This is a genomic window from Kitasatospora sp. NPDC127116 (assembly GCF_042677365.1).
GTDB lineage: Bacteria > Actinomycetota > Actinomycetes > Streptomycetales > Streptomycetaceae > Kitasatospora > Kitasatospora lactacystinica.
Map to the genome: position 1 here is coordinate 3,966 of NZ_JBHXTL010000070.1, position 19,354 is coordinate 23,319.

Annotated in this window: 22 protein-coding genes; 12 read left to right on the top strand and 10 right to left on the bottom strand. The window is 74.7% G+C overall.

The window, feature by feature from the left end:
- Positions 1–109 precede the first annotated feature (109 nt).
- Together ACFVHV_RS25860 and ACFVHV_RS25865 are read right to left on the bottom strand one after the other, a co-directional pair.
- Positions 110–976 (bottom strand): RNA polymerase sigma-70 factor, encoded by an 867-nt coding sequence (locus tag ACFVHV_RS25860; RefSeq protein ID WP_380353826.1) that lies wholly within the window; start codon positions 974–976, stop codon positions 110–112.
- A complete protein-coding gene (locus ACFVHV_RS25865) occupies positions 973–1,560 on the bottom strand; it encodes a carboxymuconolactone decarboxylase family protein (RefSeq protein WP_380353829.1) in 588 nt (195 codons plus the stop codon). Before ACFVHV_RS25865 ends, ACFVHV_RS25860 begins: the two co-directional genes overlap by 4 nt.
- Before the next feature lie 244 nt (positions 1,561–1,804).
- Between ACFVHV_RS25865 and ACFVHV_RS25870 the strand changes: the two genes are divergently transcribed.
- Complete coding sequence (locus ACFVHV_RS25870) at positions 1,805–2,263, top strand: DinB family protein (protein ID WP_380353898.1); 459 nt, start codon at positions 1,805–1,807, stop codon at positions 2,261–2,263.
- A gap of 57 nt (positions 2,264–2,320) precedes the next feature.
- Here ACFVHV_RS25870 and ACFVHV_RS25875 read toward each other — a convergent pair whose 3' ends face one another.
- Positions 2,321–2,815 (bottom strand): ATP-binding protein, encoded by a 495-nt coding sequence (locus ACFVHV_RS25875; RefSeq protein ID WP_359904835.1) that lies wholly within the window; start codon positions 2,813–2,815, stop codon positions 2,321–2,323.
- 318 nt (positions 2,816–3,133) lie between these two features.
- The gene (locus tag ACFVHV_RS25880) at positions 3,134–4,831 is read right to left on the bottom strand and encodes a CehA/McbA family metallohydrolase (RefSeq protein WP_359904832.1); all 1,698 of its coding nucleotides are present in this window, start codon (positions 4,829–4,831) and stop codon (positions 3,134–3,136) included.
- Positions 4,832–5,035: 204 nt separating this feature from the next.
- Here ACFVHV_RS25880 and ACFVHV_RS25885 point away from each other — a divergent pair, with 204 nt between their 5' ends.
- Positions 5,036–6,004, top strand: coding sequence for a polysaccharide deacetylase family protein (locus ACFVHV_RS25885; RefSeq protein WP_359904829.1), 969 nt, complete (start codon positions 5,036–5,038; stop codon positions 6,002–6,004).
- 65 nt (positions 6,005–6,069) lie between these two features.
- On the opposite strand, the gene ACFVHV_RS25890 is transcribed toward ACFVHV_RS25885, so the two are convergent.
- The 3 genes from ACFVHV_RS25890 to ACFVHV_RS25900 form a co-directional block, all read right to left on the bottom strand.
- Positions 6,070–6,453, bottom strand: a complete 384-nt coding sequence (locus ACFVHV_RS25890; RefSeq protein ID WP_359904826.1) for a barstar family protein — start codon at positions 6,451–6,453, stop codon at positions 6,070–6,072.
- Between the two features lie 150 nt (positions 6,454–6,603).
- Complete coding sequence (locus ACFVHV_RS25895; RefSeq protein ID WP_359904823.1) at positions 6,604–7,257, bottom strand: 4'-phosphopantetheinyl transferase superfamily protein; 654 nt, start codon at positions 7,255–7,257, stop codon at positions 6,604–6,606.
- Positions 7,258–7,404: 147 nt separating this feature from the next.
- Entirely contained in the window at positions 7,405–7,596 is a 192-nt protein-coding gene (locus ACFVHV_RS25900; RefSeq protein ID WP_359904821.1) for a hypothetical protein, read from the bottom strand.
- A gap of 274 nt (positions 7,597–7,870) precedes the next feature.
- Between ACFVHV_RS25900 and ACFVHV_RS25905 the strand changes: the two genes are divergently transcribed.
- Complete coding sequence (locus ACFVHV_RS25905) at positions 7,871–8,356, top strand: cysteine/serine endopeptidase inhibitor (protein ID WP_380353832.1); 486 nt, start codon at positions 7,871–7,873, stop codon at positions 8,354–8,356.
- Between the two features lie 136 nt (positions 8,357–8,492).
- Here the strand turns inward: ACFVHV_RS25905 and ACFVHV_RS25910 are convergent, their stop codons facing one another.
- Entirely contained in the window at positions 8,493–9,401 is a 909-nt protein-coding gene (locus ACFVHV_RS25910; protein WP_380353834.1) for a LysR family transcriptional regulator, read from the bottom strand.
- Positions 9,402–9,564: 163 nt separating this feature from the next.
- Here ACFVHV_RS25910 and ACFVHV_RS25915 point away from each other — a divergent pair, with 163 nt between their 5' ends.
- On the top strand, positions 9,565–10,509 hold the full coding sequence (locus tag ACFVHV_RS25915) for an FAD-dependent oxidoreductase (RefSeq protein ID WP_359904815.1): 945 nt from the start codon (positions 9,565–9,567) through the stop codon (positions 10,507–10,509).
- A gap of 208 nt (positions 10,510–10,717) precedes the next feature.
- Positions 10,718–11,209, top strand: a complete 492-nt coding sequence (locus ACFVHV_RS25920) for a hypothetical protein (RefSeq protein ID WP_359904813.1) — start codon at positions 10,718–10,720, stop codon at positions 11,207–11,209.
- Positions 11,210–11,261: 52 nt separating this feature from the next.
- Here ACFVHV_RS25920 and ACFVHV_RS25925 read toward each other — a convergent pair whose 3' ends face one another.
- Positions 11,262–11,531, bottom strand: coding sequence for a hypothetical protein (locus ACFVHV_RS25925; protein ID WP_380353838.1), 270 nt, complete (start codon positions 11,529–11,531; stop codon positions 11,262–11,264).
- A gap of 354 nt (positions 11,532–11,885) precedes the next feature.
- On the opposite strand from ACFVHV_RS25925, the gene ACFVHV_RS25930 reads away from it, so the two are divergent.
- Positions 11,886–13,298: a hypothetical protein gene (locus ACFVHV_RS25930; protein ID WP_380353841.1), complete on the top strand. Its 1,413-nt coding sequence runs from the start codon at positions 11,886–11,888 to the stop codon at positions 13,296–13,298.
- A gap of 100 nt (positions 13,299–13,398) precedes the next feature.
- Here the strand turns inward: ACFVHV_RS25930 and ACFVHV_RS25935 are convergent, their stop codons facing one another.
- Positions 13,399–14,028: an HAD family hydrolase gene (locus ACFVHV_RS25935; RefSeq protein WP_380353844.1), complete on the bottom strand. Its 630-nt coding sequence runs from the start codon at positions 14,026–14,028 to the stop codon at positions 13,399–13,401.
- A 56-nt stretch (positions 14,029–14,084) separates the two neighbouring features.
- Here ACFVHV_RS25935 and ACFVHV_RS25940 point away from each other — a divergent pair, with 56 nt between their 5' ends.
- The 6 genes from ACFVHV_RS25940 to ACFVHV_RS25965 all read left to right on the top strand — a co-directional run bounded on the left by ACFVHV_RS25940 (position 14,085) and on the right by ACFVHV_RS25965 (position 19,331).
- The gene (locus ACFVHV_RS25940; protein WP_359904803.1) at positions 14,085–14,582 is read left to right on the top strand and encodes a flavoprotein; all 498 of its coding nucleotides are present in this window, start codon (positions 14,085–14,087) and stop codon (positions 14,580–14,582) included.
- A gap of 107 nt (positions 14,583–14,689) precedes the next feature.
- The gene (locus tag ACFVHV_RS25945) at positions 14,690–16,078 is read left to right on the top strand and encodes an NAD(P)/FAD-dependent oxidoreductase (protein WP_380353847.1); all 1,389 of its coding nucleotides are present in this window, start codon (positions 14,690–14,692) and stop codon (positions 16,076–16,078) included.
- Between the two features lie 314 nt (positions 16,079–16,392).
- Complete coding sequence (locus ACFVHV_RS25950; RefSeq protein ID WP_380353849.1) at positions 16,393–17,355, top strand: DUF6528 family protein; 963 nt, start codon at positions 16,393–16,395, stop codon at positions 17,353–17,355.
- 263 nt (positions 17,356–17,618) lie between these two features.
- On the top strand, positions 17,619–17,924 hold the full coding sequence (locus ACFVHV_RS25955) for a hypothetical protein (protein ID WP_359904794.1): 306 nt from the start codon (positions 17,619–17,621) through the stop codon (positions 17,922–17,924).
- Positions 17,921–18,568, top strand: a complete 648-nt coding sequence (locus tag ACFVHV_RS25960; RefSeq protein ID WP_359904791.1) for a thioesterase family protein — start codon at positions 17,921–17,923, stop codon at positions 18,566–18,568. The genes ACFVHV_RS25955 and ACFVHV_RS25960 overlap by 4 nt, the downstream gene beginning before the upstream one ends.
- 367 nt (positions 18,569–18,935) lie before the next feature.
- Entirely contained in the window at positions 18,936–19,331 is a 396-nt protein-coding gene (locus ACFVHV_RS25965) for a DUF2267 domain-containing protein (RefSeq protein WP_359904788.1), read from the top strand.
- The last annotated feature ends 23 nt before the right edge of the window (positions 19,332–19,354 follow it).

Consider the following 19,354-nt stretch of genomic DNA (forward strand, 5'->3'; position numbering starts at 1 on the left):
TGTTTTTTTATCTCTCCGGGGGGGGGGGGGGGGGGGGGGCCGGGGGGGGGGGGGGGGGGGGGGGGGGGGGCGGGGGCGCCCCCCCCCCCCCCCCCGCGACCGGGGGCGGTCACCGGGCGAGGTCGGCCGGTGCGTCGATCCGGGTCAGCTTCCGCGGGTTGCGCACGATGTAGACGCGGGTGATCCGGCCGTCCTCCACCGCGAGGCTCACCACCGAGGGCTCGCCGCCGATGTCGATCCGCCCGGCCGGCGCGCCGTTGAGCCACACCGTGGTGGTCTCGAAGGCGATCGGCAGCCGCCCGGTGCGCGCGAGCAGCGCCGCCACCGCCTCGGCCCCGTGCACCGGGGCCGTCACGGCCGCCGCGATCCCGCCGCCGTCGGCGATCAGGACGACGTCCGGCGCCAGCACCTCCATCAGGTCCTGCAGCCGCCCGGTGCGCAGGGTCGCCAGGAACCGTTCCACCACCCGCTGCTGCTCGTCGCGGCTCACCCGCACCCGGGGCCGCCGGGCGGCCACGTGCCCGCGGGCCCGCCGGGCGACCTGCCGTACGGCGGCCGAGGTCTTGCCGAGGGCCTCGGCGATCTCCTCGTACGGCAGCTCGAAGACCTCGCGGAGCACGAACACCGCCCGTTCCGTCGGCCCGAGGGTCTCCAGGACGGTCAGCATCGCGAACGAGACGCTCTCGGCGAGTTCCACGTCCTCGGCGACGTCGGGGCTGGTGAGCAGCGGCTCCGGCAGCCACTCGCCGACGTACTGCTCGCGTCGGCGGGACAGTGTCCGCAGCCGGTTGAGGCCCTGGCGGGTGACGATCCGGATGAGGTACGAACGCGGGTCGTGCACCTGCTCGCGGTCGACCCCGGCCCACCGCAGCCAGGACTCCTGCAGCACGTCCTCGGCGTCGGCGGCGGAGCCGAGCAGCTCGTAGGCGACGGTGAAGAGCAGGCCGCGGTGGGTGACGAAGGGGTCCTCGGTCATGCTGGCGACGCCCCGGCCGGGTCGTCGACGACGGCGGTGCGCCGGGCCAGCGGGATCCCGCAGGCGTCGGAGAAGCCCTGGGAGCGGACGCCGTTCGCGGTGTTGTTCCTGGTGGCCATGTTGACGAAGGCGACGTAGGCGGTGAGTTCGACCATGGCCGCCGCGCCGAGCCGGTCCAGCAGGCGGTCGTACAGTTCGTCGGTGACGGCCGGCGGGGTCACGGTCATGGCCTCGGCGTACTCCATCACCTCGCGCTCCAGCGCCGTGAACACGTCTGCGGCCCGCCAGTTCGGCACCTGGCTCGCCTTGGCGAGGTCCAGGCCCCGGTTCTGCGCCTGGAAGTAGCCGACGTCCAGGCACCAGCCGCAGCCGACCTGCGCGGCCACCGCCATGTGGGCGAAGGACTTGAGGCTCTCGTCGAGCGCGTCCCACTCGGCGATCCGGCGGGAGAAGTCCAGGTTCGCGGTGGCGACGCCGGGGTTGTGCCAGATCGCCTCGACGGGTTCGAGGGCGGCCCCGAAACCCTTGATCATGTTCTCGCTCAGCTCGGCGGGCAGCTGGGCCTTCGGCAGTCGCAGTGCCATGGTGTCCTCCCGGGTCGGTGGTTCGGCGGTTGCCGTGTCGTGGTGTTGCCGTGTTGCCGGGCATGAAGACACCGCAGGGCGCACGGATGTGACAGCCGGGTGCGGGGCACGGAAAAAATGACCTTCGGACGGGCCGGACGGTTCGCTACAGTCCGCGAGGATTTCCGACCACCGCGAGGAGAACGACACCGTGAACATCCCCGACGACCGCCCCGCCCCGCCGCTGACCGGCGGCGAGCGCGAGATGCTGCGCGGCTTCCTCGACTTCCACCGGGCGACCCTCGCCCTGAAGTGCGAGGGCCTGACCGACGAGCAGCTGCGCCTGCGCTCCAGCCCGCCCTCCACGCTCAGCCTGCTCGGGCTGGTCCGGCACATGGCGGAGGTCGAGCGCGCCTGGTTCCGCCGGGTGATCGACGGCGAGGACCTGCCGCTGGTCTGGTCCGGGGACGGCGACTACCAGGCCGCGTACGACCCCGCCGGCGCCACCCGCGCCGAGGCCTTCGCCGCCTGGCAGGCCGAGGTCGAGCACTCCCGCCGCATCGAGCTCGCCGCCGACTCCCTCGACGTCACCGGCTACCAGGCCCGGTGGGACGCCGAGGTGTCGCTGCGGCTGGTGATGCTCCACCTGATCCACGAGTACGCCCGGCACAACGGGCACGCCGACTTCCTGCGCGAGGCGATCGACGGCGTGGTGGGGGCGTAGGGCGGGGCGGCGGCCACCGACGGCCCCGGGCACCTGTCGAGGCCGACCGGCCGAGGCCTACCAGCCGAGGAGGTGGGTGCGGCGGGTGAGGGCGGTGAGGACGGAGTCGGCGGTGGCCTCGGGGGTGAGGGCGGTGGTGTCGAGGCTGTGGGCGCCGTCCTCGGGCGCCGGGCCGGGCCGGAGGACGACGTAGTGGAGGGCGGCGCCGGTGGCGCGGCTCTCGCGGCGGAAGGTGTCGAGGGTGGCCGGGACGGCGGGGGCCTCCACCACGACCTGGTAGCCGCGGGTGGCGTAGGCGAAGGCGGCCTGGGCGGCCGCGGCCAGGGCGGTGGCGTTCTGGCGCCCGGCCTCGGGCAGGTGGGGCGGGAGCTGGCCGCTGCGGATGACCCGCAGGAAGTCGTCCGTCCGCAGGTGGACGCTCGGGTTCAGCTCCCGGGCGAGCAGCTCCGCGACCGGGCTGTCCCCGGCCCCGGCCGGGTCGACGAGGACGAGGACGCCCCCGGCGCCCAGGCCGCCCCCGAGCTCCGGCCCACCTACGGTCGTACGGTTCACAGCTGCTGATCCCTTCGCGGGCCGGGGACGGGCGGGTAGCCGGGGCGGGGCGGTCGGAGTGCGAAGGAGCTGGTCGGCCCATATCCGGACAACCGACCGCCTCGTCCCTACGACTGATGCGTTTCGGGGATCAACCTAGTCCAAACGGGTGGCCCGAGTCGTCCCCCATCCGGTTCCTGGGCGGGTCGGAGGGGTGCTCGCCGATCGATCGGGGACCGGTGGGCGAGCGCTCGGAGGCCGGTGGGCGAGCGGGCGGTGGCGGGGCGGTGGTCGGTCGGTGACGGTCCGGCGGGCGGCCGGGGCGCCCGCCGAGGGCCCCTACCGGTCGCCGGTGCGCAGCACGATCGGGTTGGTGAGCGCCGCCATCGGGCCCCAGGGCAGGTCCGGGCCCATCGCGTTGCCCCTGCCCGGGGTGCCGTCCGCCTTCGGGTGGCGCACCTCGGCCCGGACGTAGGCGGCGAGCGAGGCGGTGGTGCGCCAGACCACGGTGCCGGCGCCGTCGGCGGGCAGCGACTCCTGGTGCATCTGCCCCTCGTCGGTGAGGAGGCGGACCGTCCCGCCGGGCACGCCGGAGACGGTGAGCCGGACGTCCAGCGGGGCGTCGGCCGGGACGGTCAGCTCCTCGCCGATGCCCACCCGGCGGCCGTGCCCGGTCACGGTGAAGTCCACCTCGACGGCCGAGGATTCGGCCAGCCAGCTGCGTCCGGCGCGCAGCCCGTCGAGGATCGCGTCCCGGGTGAGGTCCTCGGCCAGTACCACGGTGTGGGGGGAGCCGATGACCTGCGGTTCGCTGTGGGCGTCGCTGTTGCCCAGGGCGGGCAGCCAGGAGCGGCCCTCGCGCAGGGCGACGGCGAGCCGGCCGTCCCAGGTGTCCACCGCCGACTCGTCGTCGTACGTCCACGGGCCGTTCCACACCTCGACGGCGTCGGCCTCCTCGTAGCCGAACTTCCACTGGCAGGCGACGTACGGGCAGTACGGGTGCGCGGGCACGACCAGGCCGCCGGCCCGGTGGACCTGGCGGACGAAGCGGGGGTACTCCTCGTCGCGCGAGCGGTAGCGCCAGTCGACGAACTGGCCGGGCTCCAGGCCGAGGGCCAGCCAGTGGCCGTTGCGGGTGGTGATCTCCTCGCCCGGCAGGATCAGCAGGTCGGGGCCGGCCAGCGGGCCCCAGACGGCGTGCGAGGCGCTGGTGTTGTGGTCGGTCGAGACGATGAAGTCCAGGCCGGCCGCGCGCGCCCCGGCCGCCACCTCCTCGGGCTTGCGCCGCCCGTCGGAGTGGACGGTGTGCAGGTGGCAGTCGCCCCGGTACCAGGCCCGGCCGCGGCCGCGGGCCCGCTCCGCCGGGTAGTGCGGGGTGAACCGCGGTCCGGGCGGGCCGAACCGGAGGGTGACCTCGACGTGGTACTCCAGGCCCTGCGGGGCGACCTGGTAGGGGCCGAGGACCACGTGCCAGGTACCGGGGTTGATCGGGCCGGGGAGGTAGCCGGGGGTCGCGGCGCCGCGGGAGAGGCTGAACGCGGTGCGGAAGCCGCCGGACCAGCCGCGGAAGCCGGGGCCGCCGAGGTCGGTGCCGCGCTCGTCGAAGAGGCCGATGTCGCAGGAGTTGCCGGGGGTGCCGGCCGGGACCGGGGGCTTGTCGTAGCCGTAGGAGACGGCCAGCTCGCGGACGCCCTCGGGGACCTCGACCGGGAGGTACACGAAGTCGGGGGCGCCGGTGGGCAGGTGGCCGGTGAGGGTGAGGGTGCGGTCGGGGGGAGTGGCGCCGGGGCCGTCGGCGGGGGCGGCGTCCGCCCGGCCGGTGGCGGCGGCGAGGCCGAGGGCGGTGGCGGCGCCGGTGGCCAGTCCGGTGCGGAGCAGGTCACGGCGGGCGGGCCCGGCGGCCGACTGCGGGGCCGGCGGGTCGGTGGGCGGGGCGGCCGGCTGCGAGGTCGGTTGCGGCGTCGCTTGCGGGGCCGGCGGGTCGGTGGGCCGGGAGGTCGGCTGGTCGGGGCGCGGGGTGCTGGGGTCGGTCGGCATCGAGGCCTCCGGATCGGGGCGGGCGGGTCGCTCGCGTGCCTACCCCGGCGAGTGAACCGGGGGTGAGTCGGGGCCCACGGGGGCGGGGCGGCTCGGTGAAGAGGGGCCTGGCGGGGGCCGGGGCGAGTTGCGGGGAGTGACGATTGGTCGGTTCATAGTCATGTCATCGGTTTATATGAGAAATCGCGCGGATGGGAGACGGGCATGGCGGTGAGCCGGCGGGCGCTGCTCATGGTGGTGGCCGGAGGCGCGTTGGCGGGGTGCGGTGGCCGGACGTCGGGCACCGGCTCGCCCTCCGCGATACCGCCCGCCGGGCCCGCCGGGTCTGCCGGGCCCGCTGCGCCGCTCGTGACGGCGTCCGGCGGGCCCGCCGAGGCCGCCGCCGCGTCGACACCCGGGCCGGATCCGACGCCGGCGCCGACACCCGCGCCGACCTCCGCGTCGGAACCCGCGAAGCAGCCCCCGCACGAGCCGACCCGGGCCGAGACGGTCGAGCGGTACGGCGCGCTGGCCCCGAGCGAGTGGGGCCTGGAGGTGTCCGGGGTGATCACCGAGCTGCCGGAGGGCGAGAGCGCCACGGCGCTCACCTTCGACGCCTGTGGCGGCCCCCGCGGCAACGGCTACGACGCCGACCTGATCGACGCCCTGCGGGCGCACGGCGTGCCGGCCACGCTCTTCCTGAACGCCCGCTGGATCGACGCCAACCCGGACGAGTTCGAGCAGCTCGCCGCCGACCCGCTGTTCGAGATCGGCAACCACGGCACCGTCCACCGCCCGCTCTCGGTCACCGGCCGCTCCGCCTACGGCATCGCCGGCACGGGCGACGTCGGCGAGGTGTACGACGAGGTGGCGGGCAACGCCCGGAAGCTCACGGAGCTGCTCGGGCACCCGCCCCGGTTCTTCCGCTCCGGCACCGCGCACTACGACGACGTCGCCACCCGGGTGGTCGCCGACCTGGGCCAGCGCGTGGCGGGCTTCACCGTGAACGGGGACGGCGGGGCGACGCTGCCGGCCGCCGAGGTGCGGCAGGAGGTCGCCTCCGCCCCGCCCGGCGCGATCGTGATCGGCCACCTGAACCACCCGGGCGGCGGCACGGCCCCCGGGGTGGCGGCGGCGCTGCCGGGACTGCTGGCGGCGGGGCGGCGCTTCGTCCGGCTCTCGGAGGTGCTGTAGCCGGGCGGGCCGGGGTACGCACCGCGGGCCGCGCACCGCGGGCCGTGCGCCTCGGGGCGGGCGGCTCAGACCAGGCGCAGGCCGCCCGGGTGCTCCTCCTCGATGATCCGGACCAGCCAGTCGAAGACCGTCGGCCCCCGGCCCGCCCGGGCGGCTTCCAGCTCGGCGGTGATGCGCGCCCGGTTGGTGGGGTGGGCGTGGGCCAGCCGCAGCTCCAGCCGGCGGACCGTCTCCGGGTAGCCGAGGTTGCGGCGGGAGACCTCGTGACGGCGCCACTCGATGACCCAGTCGCCGTCCTCGGGCGTGCCGTAACCGCCGCGCAGGCAGTCGGCGAAGGCGTCGAGGTTGCGGCCGAAGTAGCCGTCCTCGCCGATGGTCCGCCCGACCACGTCCCAGAAGTCGTCCAGGGTCTTGATCTCGTTGCCGTCGATCACATAGGTCACCGTCACGGGGTCGAGGATATGCCGCGCCGACGGCGGTTCAGGAGGCCGCCCGGGATACGCCTGGGGCCGCTCGGGAGATGCCCAGGAGATGCGCAGGAGACGCCCGGGAGACGCCCGGGCGACCGTGGCGTCTCCCGGCGCGACCCCGGCGCGACGTCAGGGGGAGACGGCGATCGCGGTGGCGAGCAGCCCGTCCCGGACCGCCCAGCGCCCGTCGAAGCCGTCGATCCGGCGGCCGCCGACCACCGGGCCCGGGACCAGCAGCCGGGCGGTGAAGGTGCCGTCGGGGGAGAGGTCCAGCTCGGCCTCGTCGAAGTCCAGGAACAGCAGGGTCAGCGGGAACCAGGCCTTGTAGACCGACTCCTTGGCGCTGAACAGGATGCGGTCCCACGGGACGCCCGGGTGCTCGGCCGCCAGCTTGGCGAGCCGCTGCCGCTCGACCGGCAGCGCGACGGTCTCCTCGACGCCCTCCGGCAGCGGCAGCGCGGGCTCGGCGTCGATGCCGACGGAGGCGAGGGTGCCGGCCCGGGCGACGGCCGCCGCGCGGAACCCGTCGCAGTGGGTGAGGCTGCCGACCACGCCGTCCGGCCAGCTCGGTGCGCCGCGCAGGCCCGGGACCAGCGGCCGGTACGGGACGCCGAGCCGGGCGAGGGCGGTCCGGGCGCAGTGCCGGACGGTGGTGAACTCGCGGCGCCGCTTGTCGACGGCCCGGGCGACGGCCGGCTCCTCCTCGGGCTCCAGCCGGGCCTCCGGCGGGTCGTCGTAGGCCACCTCGGTCACCACGACGTCCGGCAGCAGGTCCCCGATCATCCGTTCCCCCCTCGGTCGGCTGCGCGGCCGGGCCGCCGCGCGGGACGAGGGTAACCCGGGTGGGGGGATCTTGGTGGGGGATCGGGCACCATCGCCGGGCGGCCCGGCGGCCCGGCTGCTCGAAGGCGGCGGCCGCCGCCCGGGTTGCTACTGCCCGAGCAGGCGGGCGAAGTCCAGCCCGAGGCTGCCGAGGACGGGCAGCGCGCCGAGGTCGGTCACGCCGGCGACGGGGATGCTGTAGCCCTGGTTCACTTCGCGGGGCGCCGCACCGGCGGCGACGGGCGCGGTGGTCGGGAGCAGGACGGTGCCGAGGAGCAGGGCGACGAGCGAGGTGCGCATCTGAGGGGCCTCCGGGGGACGCGGGTGACGTTCTGTCAACACCGTCCGTGGCGGGGCGGTCACGCATCTTCGCCCCTTCGGCCGTATTGGTAAAGATGCTTGCCTTGTGTTCATGCCAACATCGTGGAGGTCTGGACCACCTTGCGGGCGGGCGCATACGTTTCCTCCACAAGGGCGGACATTCGGTTGGTGAACTGTCGTGCGAATGTGTCGAGTTCCGCATGTCATGCCCATGCCAGACCATGCCCTGCACCGCAACCGGAGGGAACGAACCATGCGCGCCATCGGCAAGAACCTCAGGATCCTCGCGGGCGCCCCGCTCGCCGCAGCCGCCCTGATCGCCCTCGCCGCGGGCTCCGCCAGCGCCGCGATACCGATCAACAAGCCCATGACCGGCAAGGCCACCTACTACAACGACGCCGGCTACGGCGCCTGCGGCACCCAGATCAACGCCGCCACCCAGATGCTGGTCGCCGTCTCGCACACCTGGTGGACCACCGCCAACCCCAACAACGACCCGGTCTGCAAGGGCATTTCGGTCAAGGTCAGCTACCAGGGCAAGACCATCACCGTCCCGGTGAAGGACCAGTGTCCCTCCTGCGACTCCACCCACATCGACCTCAGCCAGCCCGCCTTCGCCAAGCTGGCCCCGCTGGACAAGGGCGTCATCACCGGCCTGAGCTGGCAGTTCGTCAAGACCGGCCTGAACGGCAAGACCGTCGAGCTCTCCGCCCCGATCACCGGCTCCACCATCGGCTGAACCGGCCCTCCGACGACGGTGCCCGCCCCCGCCCGGTTGCGGGGGCGGGCACCGGGGCCGCCGGGAGTCGACGAGCCATCAGATGCTGTGCCACCAGTACTGGTTGGCCCGGCTCCCGCAGTCCCAGAGTTCGGGATCACGGCCGTTCGGGTCTCCCTCCCGGCGTCGGACGGGAGGGCACCATCGCGAGCAGCAACTGGACGGCCGGCGGCGCCGTCCGGGGATCGTGGGCCAGCCCCAGGGTGACCGTCGGCACCGGGACGGTGAGCCGACGCAGGCAGACGCCGGGGATCCGGAACACCCGGGCCCGGCCCTCCGGGATCGGCGCGATGCCGTACCCCGCCGCCACCGCCAGCAGCAACTGCTCGTCGTCCGGCTCCTCCCGCACGATCCGGGGCGAGCGGCCCGGCCACAGCTGCTCGGTGATCAACGCGTGCATCCCGGGCCCGTTCTCCCTCGGCCACAGCACCACCGGCTCGTCCGCGATCCGGTGCCGGCCGATCCGGGCCCGGCTGCGGGCGAGCGGATGGCCCGCCGGCACGGCGAGCAGCAGCTCCTCCTCGGCGATGATCCGGCAGTCGAGCCCTGGGACGTCCAATGGCGGCCGGACGAACGCCGCGTCCAGCCGCCCGGCCAGCAGCTCGGCCACGTTGTGCGAGGTCCAGCCGGTCTGCAGGGCGACGTCCAGCCGGGGGTAGCGGTTGCGGAACTCCGTCACCAGGGCGTCGCAGACCCCGCCCCGGGCGGAGCGGGTGTACGCCACCCGCAGTCGCCCCTCCCGCCCCTGGACCACCGCCGCCAGCCGCTCCTCGGCCGCCGCCACCTCCCGCAGCACCCGCCGGGCCTCCTCCGCGACCGCCCGCCCGACCGGGGTCAGCGCGCAGCCCTTGCCGGTGCGTTCCACCAGCTCCACGCCCAGCTGCCGCTCCAGCGCCTTGACCTGCTGGCTCAGCGCCGGCTGCGCGATCCGCAGCCGGCCGGCGGCCCGGGTGAAGTTCAACTCCTCGGCCAGTACGGAGAAGTAGCGCATTCGGCGCAGATCCATCCGGAGATCCGTCCGCAGATCCGTCCGCCTGTCCATCCGGCGATGATAAGCGCGCCTTATCGTCCGGGGACAGAACTGGTCTTGGACGGGACCGGGCGCGACCGGCTTACCTGGACGCGGCCGCCGACATCGGGTCGGCGGCCCTCGGACGGAGGGGTTCGCGATGGACGTCGTCGTGGTCGGAAGCGGAATCATCGGGCTCACCACAGCGATCCGCCTGCAGGAGAAGGGACTTCGGGTCGTCGTGGTGACGGCCGACGGCCTGCTGTCGACGACCTCGGCGGTGGCCGCGGCCGTCTGGTTCCCCGTCGCCACGGGCACCGACAGCCGGGTGGCGGACTGGTCCGCGACCGCCTTCGCCGAGTTCGCCCGCCAGGCCGCGGACGGCGTACCCGGCGTCTCGATGCGCAGCACCCGGATGCTGGAGCACGAGCGGCAGTCGGAAGGCCTGCCCTGGTGGGGCGACGCCGTCCCCGACCTGCGCCGGCTGACGGCCGCCGAACGAGGACCGGAGTGCGCGGACGGCTGGTCGTTCACCGCCCCCGCCGTCGAGATGCCGCTCTACCTGCCCTGGCTGTTCGGCCGGTTCACCGACAACGGCGGCGAACTCGTCCACCGCCGCCTCGATGCCCTCGACCAGGCCCTGGACCGGGCCCCCGTGGTGGTCAACGCCACCGGGCTCGGCGCCCGGAAGCTCTGCGACGACCCGGCCGTGCACCCGGTGCGCGGTCAGCTCGTCCTGGTCCACAACCCCGGACTGCCCAGCTCGACCCGCATCCAGGACGACCCGGCCGGCTACACCTACATCCACCCCCGCAGCACCGATGTCGTCCTCGGCGGCACCTTCCAGCCGGACGACTGGAACACCGCACCCGACCCGGCCACCGCCGAGGCCATCCTCGCCCGCTGCACGGCCCGCATCCCGCAACTCCGCGACGCCCGCGTCCTCGCCCACGCCGTCGGCCTGCGCCCCGCCCGCCACGGCGGCCCCCGCCTCGAAGCCGACCCGGGCGGCCGGGTCGTCCACAACTACGGCCACGGCGGCGCCGGCGTCACCCTCAGCTGGGGCTGTGCCGACGCCGCGGCGGCCCTGGTGGAGCCGCACTGAGGCGAGCCGGGCCTTGGGGTCGAAGCAAGATCTGATGGTTCGTCAACGACCGTGGGCTCGAAAGCATTTGCGGACTTCCGCCGCCCTGTTCGGTCCTGACCGACGGGTAGGTCCCGGACCGGTCACAGATCCATCACACGGTCCGCACCGAACAGTGCGGGCTCGCTACGGTCGCTCCCATTGCCCGCACCACGCCCCAGAGGAACCAATGCGTCGCACCGCCCTCACCCTGCTCGCCGCCGGCGCCACCGTTCTCGGCCTGGCGGCCTGCGATCCCAGCCTCAGCACCAGCAGCAGCAGGAGCACCGCTCCCGTCGTCGCCGCGACCACGGGGAGTGTCCCCGCCCCGGCGGCACCCGCCGCAAGCGACACCGCCCCCGCGGCCGCACCGCCGGCCGCGGCCCCGGTCGGCGGTGGTGACGCCGCCAAGGACGCCGAGATCACCAAGTGCACGATCAACGACGTGCTGAAGATGCCCGAGGCCGAGGTCAGGATCACCAACCACAGCGGCAAGAGCAGCAACTACATCGTGCAGCTGGAGTTCACCGACACCTCCGGCACGCGCGTCGCCGAGGGCGCCGCCGCGACCAGCAACCTCGCCCCGAACCAGGCCGCCGTGCAGAAGGCCCCGGGAACGGCGCAGGTTTCGGGCAAGGTCAGCTGTCGGATCACCAACGTCACCCGCTACGCCGCGCCCTGAGTCGTAGGCACGGCCTCCCCGCCCGCCGGGAGAAGGACGGGGACGCGCCACCTCACCCCGTGCCCGAGGGCGTGAGGTCCGGCCAGGGGCGGCCCGCCCGGTCGGAGGCGGCGGACCGCAGGAGGTCGAGGACCGTGGAGCCCGGATAGGCCCGGAAGTCGCGCGGGGGGGGGGTACTGCGGTGGCAGCAGCTCCAGTAGCTCACCACCCGCCGTTGCGTGCGGGCGAAGAAGGCGGGGTTGTCGACGAGGAACCGCCCGTAGGCGAGCCGTCCGGGGGAGCCCGGCACGGCGAGCGGGCGCAGCTCGTCCCGGATGTCCACCAGGATCTCCAGGACGTACTCGCCGACCGGCGTAGAGACGCCCGGGGACGGTCACCCGCTCGCCCTCGACGACGACCGGGAACGGGCCGGCGGGCCGGAGCCGCGAAGCGGGCATGAGGGCGAGAACCGCCTCGGCGTCGTCGGCGAGCGCGACCGGGAACGCCGCGGTCAAGGGGGCGGTACGGGTGTCGGGAGACGGCTGCACCGGGCCGGGCATGCGGGCAGGTCCGGCCGGGTGTCCGGTCAATACGTGCACGTAGCGGGGGACCCCGGCGCGGTGTTTTCGCTACGGTTGCGCGCCGGGATCGCTCCGCTCCCGCCTCCGCTCACCAATTCCCTTCCTCCGGAGGAACCTTGGCCTCGATCACGCTCGACGCCGAACGCCGTGTGCACGCCGACACCGGGCGCGTCCGGGTCGCCGCCGTGGACGCGCTGCGCTCGCTCGGCTTCCAGATCACCTCGGAGATGGCCACCGTGGTGGAGGCCCGGCGCGGCTCCGCCGTCCGCTCGGCGATGCTGCTGCCCGACCAGGTGCCGGTGACGGCCCGTCTCCACATGGCACCCGCCGACGGCGACCGCACCGCGGTGTCCCTGCACCTCTCGGACCGGGCGGTCTCGGTGATCGCCCTGGGTGTCCAGGACCCGTACGTGGCCGCCTTCCAGGTCACGCTGGGCGCCCTCGACCGGGCCCTCACCGGCCTGGATCCGGCGGCCGGGGCGGGCTTCCCGCAGCCCCGGTGGTGGGCCGGCGGGCCCCGGGCCGACACGCTGGCCCGGCACCACGAGACCGGGCAGCGCCTCGTCGGCGGGGTCGCCGCCCTCGTCACCGAGCGGCTCTCCGGCGGGCGCCGCTCCACCGGCCCGGCGCTGTGGGAGGGCATCGAGCGGATCGTGTTCCGCTCCCCGGCCGGCTACCTCACGATGGACATGGCCACCGCCCGAACCCTGCTGGCGATCCCGGTGATGATCGGCAGCCGGCCGGAGGGCGTGCCGGACCAGCTGGCGGCCGACGTCGCGCGGTTGGCGGCCGTGGTGGAAGGCCGGCTCAGTGCGGGCGGGTCCGCCTCGGTGGAGGTGGCCGTCACCGAGGCGGACCGCCCGGCCTTCGACTTCCTGCACCGCCAGTTCGGCATCCGCTCGCGGCTGCCCGTCCGCACGCTCTGCACCTGCCGCGCCTGCCGGCAGACCAAGGTGGTGAACCTGGACCTCAAGCGGCTGCGGCAGCGCAAGAACCGCCTCAAGCTGATCGCCTCCGTCGTTCAGACGACGTACGAGAAGGACGGCGAGCCCAATCCCTTCCTGATCTTCGGGTCGATCTTCCAACGGTCCAGGATCGACCCCGACTTCGTCTGCGTGCGCTGCGAGAGCACTGCCGCCGACGAGCAGCCGGTCACCTTCTGCCCGAGCTGCGGCGACATGCGCACCGAGTCCGTCCTCGACACCTGCTCCGAGTGCGGCCACGACTTCCAGGCCCTCGCCCCGGACCTCCCCGGGTGGGCCGGCACCCCGCCGCCCCCGCTCGTCCCGCCGACCCAGCCACTCGTCCCGCCGACCCCGCCGCCCGGCGTGCCCCCGATGCCGCCCGGCGTGCCTCCGGTGCCGGCGGCCCCGCCCCGCCCGAACTGCTCTATCTGCGGCGGAAGTTACCCGGTGCTCTGGTCCGTCCGGATCCTCGACGGTCCCCACCCGAGACCGCTCACCGTCTGCGCCACCACGCCCCGGTGCTCCCCGCCCTCCATCGCCCCGCCCGTCCGGATCCTGGCCTGAGGCTCATGGGGAAGGGCCCGCCTCCGCCATCGCGCGGGGGCGGGCCCGGTGCGGACCGGTTCGGACGTGGCGTGCGACGGCCGCGGGAGGCCCGTGGCCGCTACCGCCCCGTGAGGAGGTCGGCGAGGGCGGTCAGCGAGTCGACCGTCCAGTCCGCCTCGGGGGCCCGGGTCGTGAGGCCGATGTGGCCCCGGCGGAGGTGGGCGGTTCGCAGGCCCGCCGCCCGGGCCGGGGTGATGTCGTTGGCGGGGTGGTCGCCGACGTAGAGGATCTCGTGCGGGTCGCCGGGGGCCCAGGCGAGCACGCGGTCGAAGAACTCCGGGGAGGGCTTGGCGGTGCCCCAGTCCGCCGAGGTGGCGATGGCGTCCGCCGGGAGCGCGAGCCCGGTCAGCAGGCCGGTGACCGGCGCGTTCTGGTTGCCCGCGATGCCGACCCAGAGGCCGGCGTCGCGCAAGCGGTGGAGGGCGGGCCGCACGTCGGGGTAGAGGTCCGTCTCGTCGAGGTGCTCGCCGTGGCCGGCGGCCTCCCGGGCGCGCCACTCGGCGGCGATGTCGACACCGGGGCGCAGGACGCGGACGGCGTCGGAGTTGTCCCGGCCCCGGGCCACCACCGCGCCGACGAGGGCGGACATCGTGTGGGTCGGCACGCCGAGCCAGCGGGCCCAGCCGGCCCAGTAGCGGGTGTCGGAGACCAGGGTTTCGCCGATGTCGAACACCACGGAGCGGACCATGCGGGCAGCTTACTGTTCTGGGGTCCGCAGGTGGGTCGAGCGTGGGGATTCCGAGGGTGTCCGAGGACAGGAAGCCGGTGCTGTACGTCGTGGTGTGCGCGGCGGGGGTCGCGGGCGGGGTGGGGGAGCTGATCTCCGCCGCGCAGGAGCGGAACTGGGACGTCGGGGTGGTGGCGACGCCGAACGCCATGGCGCTCGTCGACGCCGACGCGATCGCCGCGCGGACGGGGTACCCGATCCGTTCGGCCTGGCGCAGGCCGGGGGAGCCGCGGCCGCTGCCGGACCCGGACGCGATCGTCGTCGCCCCGGCCACCTTCAACTCGATCAACAAGTGGGCCCTGGGCATCTCGGACACCCTCGCCCTCGGCATCCTCTGCGAGTCGTACGGCTGGGGCGTCCCGGTCGCCGTGCAGCCCTGCCTGAGCGCGGCTCAGGCGGCGCACCCGGCCTACCGGGAGAGCCTGGCGAAGCTGCGGCGGATGGGGGTGCGGATCGCGGACTTCACGCCGGGATCGTACAGCTGGACGCGCGCCCTGGACCTGCTGCGGGACTGACAGGGTGGCTGATCGGCGGCGGCGATCCTTGCACTGTGAGGGGTGGCCCGCGGCGGACCCGCGGAGGTAGCGTCCGGGCAGGTCGGCGAGGGTGTGGGAGGTTTCCGGTGGCGGCGGTCAACGGCGGGGTGTCGTTCTGGTACGCGGCGGACGGAGTGCCCGGGGCGGGTCCCGGGCTGCCGGGGGACCGGGACGTCGACGTGTGCGTCGTCGGCGGCGGGTACACCGGACTGTGGACCGCCTACTACCTGAAGAAGGCCGACCCCGGCCTGCGGATCGCCGTCCTCGAACGGCGCTTCTGCGGCTACGGCGCCTCCGGGCGCAACGGCGGCTGGCTGTACAACGGCTTCGCGGGCCGCGGCGCGTTCGCCAGGAAGTACGGGCAGCAGCGCGCGGCGGCGATGCAGCGGGTGATGGACGAGGCGGTCGGGGAGGTCGTCGGCGTAGCGGAGAGCGAGGGGATCGAGGCGGACATCGTCCGCGGAGGGGTCCTCGAAGTCGCCCGCAGCAAGCCGCAGCTGGAGCGCCTCCGGGCCCATGTCGAGGGCGAGCGGGCCTACGGCGAGGGACGCGTCGAGCTGCTCGGCGAGAAGGAGGCGAGGGAGCGGATCGACGTCGCCGGCACCCTCGGCGGCTGCTGGACCCGGTACGGCGCCCGCATCCAGCCCGCCCGACTGGCCCGCGGACTCGCGCGCACCGTACGGGAGTTGGGCGTCGAGGTGTACGAGGGTACGGCGGTCACCGCGATCCTGCCCGGCTCCGGCTACCGCAAGCCCCGCGCCGTCACCCCGCGCGGGACCGTCACCGCCGACCATGTGCTGCGCGCCACCGAGGGGTTCACCGCCGGGCTGCGCGGCGAGAAGCGCACCTGGCTGCCGATGAACTCCGCGATGGTCGCCACCGAGCCGCTGCCGGCCGGGTTCTGGGCGGAGGCCGGCTGGCAGGGCCGGGAGCTGCTGGGCGACTTCGCGCACGCGTACATGTACGCCCAGCGCACCGCCGACGACCGGATCGCGCTCGGCGGGCGGGGAGTGCCGTACCGGTTCGGCTCGCGGACGGACTCGGACGGCAGCACCCAGGTGGAGACGGTGCGCCAGCTGCGCCGGATCCTCGACCGGTTCTTCCCGGCCGCCGCGCAGGCCCGGATCGACCACGCCTGGGCGGGCGTGCTCGGCGTGCCCCGGGACTGGTGCGCCACCGTCGAGCTGGACCGGGTGAGCGGGCTCGGCTGGGCGGGCGGGTACGTCGGCAGCGGGGTGACCACCACCAACCTGGCCGGCCGCACCCTGCGGGACCTGGTGCTCGGCCGGGACACCGAGCTGACCCGGCTGCCGTGGGTCGGCCACACCGTACGGCGTTGGGAGCCGGAGCCGCTGCGCTGGCTGGGCGTGCACGCGATGTACGCCGCGTACCACGCCGCCGACCGGCAGGAGGTGGACGGGCGGGCCACCACCTCGCCGATCGCCCGGGTCGCGGACGTGGTCGCCGGGCGCTGAGCCGTCGGACGACCAGCCGCCGGACGTCGGGACCCCGGGCGCCGAGCCGCCGGACACCGGGGCGCCGCCGCACGGGCCGCCGAACACCGGCCCGTCGACCGGGCGCTGAGGAGCGCGGTCAGCGCCCGGTTGACGGCCCGGCGTGCCGGACCGTGTGGCGCCGGCCACCGGTGCCGTCGCCCGGCCAGGATGTGCGGATGACAGTGAACGAGCCGGATCCGCCGACGGCGTCGCCCGGTCCGCGGCCGCCGCGTCGATGGCCCGTTCGGACGTGCCGCCGAGCGGAGTCGGCCCGCAGCACCGACGGTGAAGGCGTGCTGAGGAGAACCCTGCCGGCCCTTGCGGTCGCCCTGCTGCTCTGCGTGCCCGGGAGCGGCGCGTGGGCCAGGTCGCCGGGCCGACAGGTGGCGGTCGTCGACCAGGCCTCGCGGAGCGTGCTGGTGCTGCAGAGCGCCGAGGAGCTGATGGCCTACCGCGGGCCGGACCGGCTGCCGGTGGTCTGGGGCTGGAGTGCCGACCGGGCACCGGAGTTGGCGGATCTGACGCCCGCGCGCAGCTGGACGAACCCGGACGAGGCGAAGTCCCGTGTCCGGCAGGGGCGCCGCTACCTGCTGACGACGGCCTCCGGCGGGTTGGCCGCCGTCGTGGAGACCACCGTGGGCCGCGTCCACTGGGCGGCGGACCTGGGGACGTCCGTCAACCCGCACAGCATCGAGCTGCTGCCGGACGGCAACGTGGCGGTGGCGGCGAGCACGGGCGGCTGGGTGCGGCTGTACGCGGCCTCGCAGGGCCCGCGGGTCGCCGCGTACGCGGAGTTCCCGCTGCCCGGCGCGCACGGGGTGCACTGGGACGGGCGGAGCGGCCTGCTCTGGGTGCTCGGCGACACGTCGCTGAGCGCGCTGAGGGTGGGCGGTACCCCGGCCGCGCCCACTCTCGCCGCGGTGCGCAGCAGCCCGTTGCCGGGGCGCGGCGGGCACGACCTGGCGGGTGTCCTGGCGGCTCCGGGGCAGTTCTGGGTGACCACGACGGCCGGCCTGTGGCGCTTCGACCCGGCCGCCGACCGCTTCACCGCCGTGCACCTGGCCGATCCGGCCGCCGAGCGGGACGTCAAGAGCGTCGGTGACGAGCCCGGCACCGGCCGGCTGCTCACGGTGGCGCCCGAGCACGCCGCTCCGTGCGACTGGTGCACCTCGGTGATCACCCTGCACCGGCCCGACGGGGCGCGGTCGCTGCGCGGCACGCACCTGTACAAGGCGAGGTGGTGGAGTGGCTGGTAGCAGACTTTGGACTGCGGGGCGCCGATCTCGGGGCGCGCGTCGGAGATACCACCCGAAATGCGGACGGCATTCGGCTGATGGGGCATATTGTGTACACCGACAAACTACTCCGATGGGGGTCAGTTTCCCGTCGCGGTCCGCAAACCATCCGTCGCCCCCGGTCGGCTGGGATAGCGTCTTGGGGTCGGGGGGTCGACACCGATCCGGTGCAATCGAACGCTAGCTACTGGGCCGTAACGGCCGAATGAGTCATGGAGAAAAACATGCGGAATTTCCCTGCGGAAAACCGGCCGGACGGAGTGGACGATCTCCAGCTCGCGATGGAATCACTGGCCGCCTTCCCGTCCCGGAACGCCGGAAGCGGGGCCGATGTGACCGAGCGGCTCGCCGCCGTTCACGATCTGTGCCGCGCGGTCGACGCGGTACTGGACAGCCTCGTCGTCCAGGCCGCCGCCGAGGCCGCCGAAGAAGGGTGGACCGCGGCCCGGATGGCGGCCGAACACTCCGGCTACTACGCCAGGTTGCAGCGCGCGCTGCTCCCCGCCGGTGCCGGGCTGACCCGGCCGTGAACGCGGTGCAGCCGGGCGTGCACGTGCTGTCCTGCCCGACCCGGTGGAGCGACGTCGACGAGAACGGGCACATCAACAACGCCCGTCTGGTCGGCTACGTCCAGGAGGGGATTTACGACCTGTTCCGTCACCACGAAACCGCGGTGAGGGAATCGCTGTTCGCCTCCGGATTCATTATCGCGAGGCACGAGATCGACTACCTGGAGCAGTTGCACCACCGGCCCGAGCCGCTGTCGGTGCGACTCACCGTGGAACGGCTGGGGCGCAGTTCGGTGCAGGTCGAGGTGAATGTCTGCCGGGATCGGCTCACCTTTATGCGGGCGCGGACCGTGGTGGTCGCGCGGGACCGCGAATCCGGCCGCTCGCGGGCGCTGAGCCCGGCCGAGCGGATCTTTCTCTCGGCGTTTATGGCGGACGCGGCCCGCGCCCAGGCGGCCCTGGCGGCCACGACGGTGACCGCGGCGACCACGGTGACGGCCCCGGCGACGGTGACGGCCCCGGCGGTGGTGGGTGCCGCCACGACGGTGGCCGCGGCGGCGGTGACCGCGACGACCCCGGCGCAGCGCGTACCGGGCGGCGCGGCCGCCGGTGCGATGGCGCCCTCCCGGCGGCCGCGCAGGCGGTGCCACGCCTCGGCGGGGTGAGCCCCCGCCGCGGGCCGGCGGCGTGATCGACGACGGCGCCGATCCGCCGGGGCCGGCCATCCCCGCCGCACGGCGTCCCGGCTCCTCCCCGCGTCCCAGGCCCTCCCCGCGTCCTCTGGCCCTCCCCTGCGCCCCTTAGCGTTCCGGAGCGTTCCGGAGCCCCGGCGGCCGGGTGTCCCGGCCGTCCGCAGGCACGGTTCCGCGGGTCCACGGCGGAAGGCCGGTTCCGAAGGCGCCGGGGCGAGTTACGCTGAGCAGCACGGGCACCGGTACGTCCCACGGTGGTCACGGGCTGCGATCCCCCTCCTGGCCCGGGGTGAGCAGGCCGCCGGTCCGGCCGGAGCCCGCCGACCGGAAGGAGGACGCGATGACCATCTCCTGGGAGGACTTCCTCGCCCGCGTCGTGGAGCGCGGCGAGTACCGGGGCGAGGCCGAGGCGGATCACGCCGCCCGGGTCGTACTGGCCCTGCTCGGTGAGCACCTGGTGGGGTCCGCGCGGATCGAACTCGCCGATGCGCTGCCCGTCGGCTACGCCTCGCTGCTGCGCGACGCCGTGCCCGCGGCCGAGCCGCTGACCGCCGACCGCTTCGTGCAGGCCGTGGTGGGGTGGATCGACGGGGCGACCCCGGCGACGGTTCAGTGGGACATCGGGGCCGTGCTCAGCACGGTCGCCGACCTGGTCCCCGGGGAGTTGCTGGACCAGGTGATCGAGCAACTCCCGGACGGCTACGACCTGCTGTTCGGCCACCCGGCACCGGCTTAGGGCGGGTCTCTCGGGCTCCCTGC

Bases quoted from the DNA above. Each gene is read 5' to 3' on its own strand.
- ACFVHV_RS25860 (WP_380353826.1), bottom strand. From the start codon at position 976: ATGACCGAGGACCCCTTCGTCACCCACCGCGGCCTGCTCTTCACCGTC.
- ACFVHV_RS25865 (WP_380353829.1), bottom strand. From the start codon at position 1,560: ATGGCACTGCGACTGCCGAAGGCCCAGCTGCCCGCCGAGCTGAGCGAG.
- ACFVHV_RS25870 (WP_380353898.1), top strand. From the start codon at position 1,805: ATGCTGCGCGGCTTCCTCGACTTCCACCGGGCGACCCTCGCCCTGAAG.
- ACFVHV_RS25880 (WP_359904832.1), bottom strand. From the start codon at position 4,831: ATGCCGACCGACCCCAGCACCCCGCGCCCCGACCAGCCGACCTCCCGG.
- ACFVHV_RS25885 (WP_359904829.1), top strand. From the start codon at position 5,036: ATGGCGGTGAGCCGGCGGGCGCTGCTCATGGTGGTGGCCGGAGGCGCG.
- ACFVHV_RS25895 (WP_359904823.1), bottom strand. From the start codon at position 7,257: ATGATCGGGGACCTGCTGCCGGACGTCGTGGTGACCGAGGTGGCCTAC.
- ACFVHV_RS25900 (WP_359904821.1), bottom strand. From the start codon at position 7,596: ATGCGCACCTCGCTCGTCGCCCTGCTCCTCGGCACCGTCCTGCTCCCG.
- ACFVHV_RS25905 (WP_380353832.1), top strand. From the start codon at position 7,871: ATGCGCGCCATCGGCAAGAACCTCAGGATCCTCGCGGGCGCCCCGCTC.
- ACFVHV_RS25910 (WP_380353834.1), bottom strand. From the start codon at position 9,401: ATGGATCTGCGCCGAATGCGCTACTTCTCCGTACTGGCCGAGGAGTTG.
- ACFVHV_RS25915 (WP_359904815.1), top strand. From the start codon at position 9,565: ATGGACGTCGTCGTGGTCGGAAGCGGAATCATCGGGCTCACCACAGCG.
- ACFVHV_RS25920 (WP_359904813.1), top strand. From the start codon at position 10,718: ATGCGTCGCACCGCCCTCACCCTGCTCGCCGCCGGCGCCACCGTTCTC.
- ACFVHV_RS25935 (WP_380353844.1), bottom strand. From the start codon at position 14,028: ATGGTCCGCTCCGTGGTGTTCGACATCGGCGAAACCCTGGTCTCCGAC.
- ACFVHV_RS25955 (WP_359904794.1), top strand. From the start codon at position 17,619: ATGCGGAATTTCCCTGCGGAAAACCGGCCGGACGGAGTGGACGATCTC.
- ACFVHV_RS25965 (WP_359904788.1), top strand. From the start codon at position 18,936: ATGACCATCTCCTGGGAGGACTTCCTCGCCCGCGTCGTGGAGCGCGGC.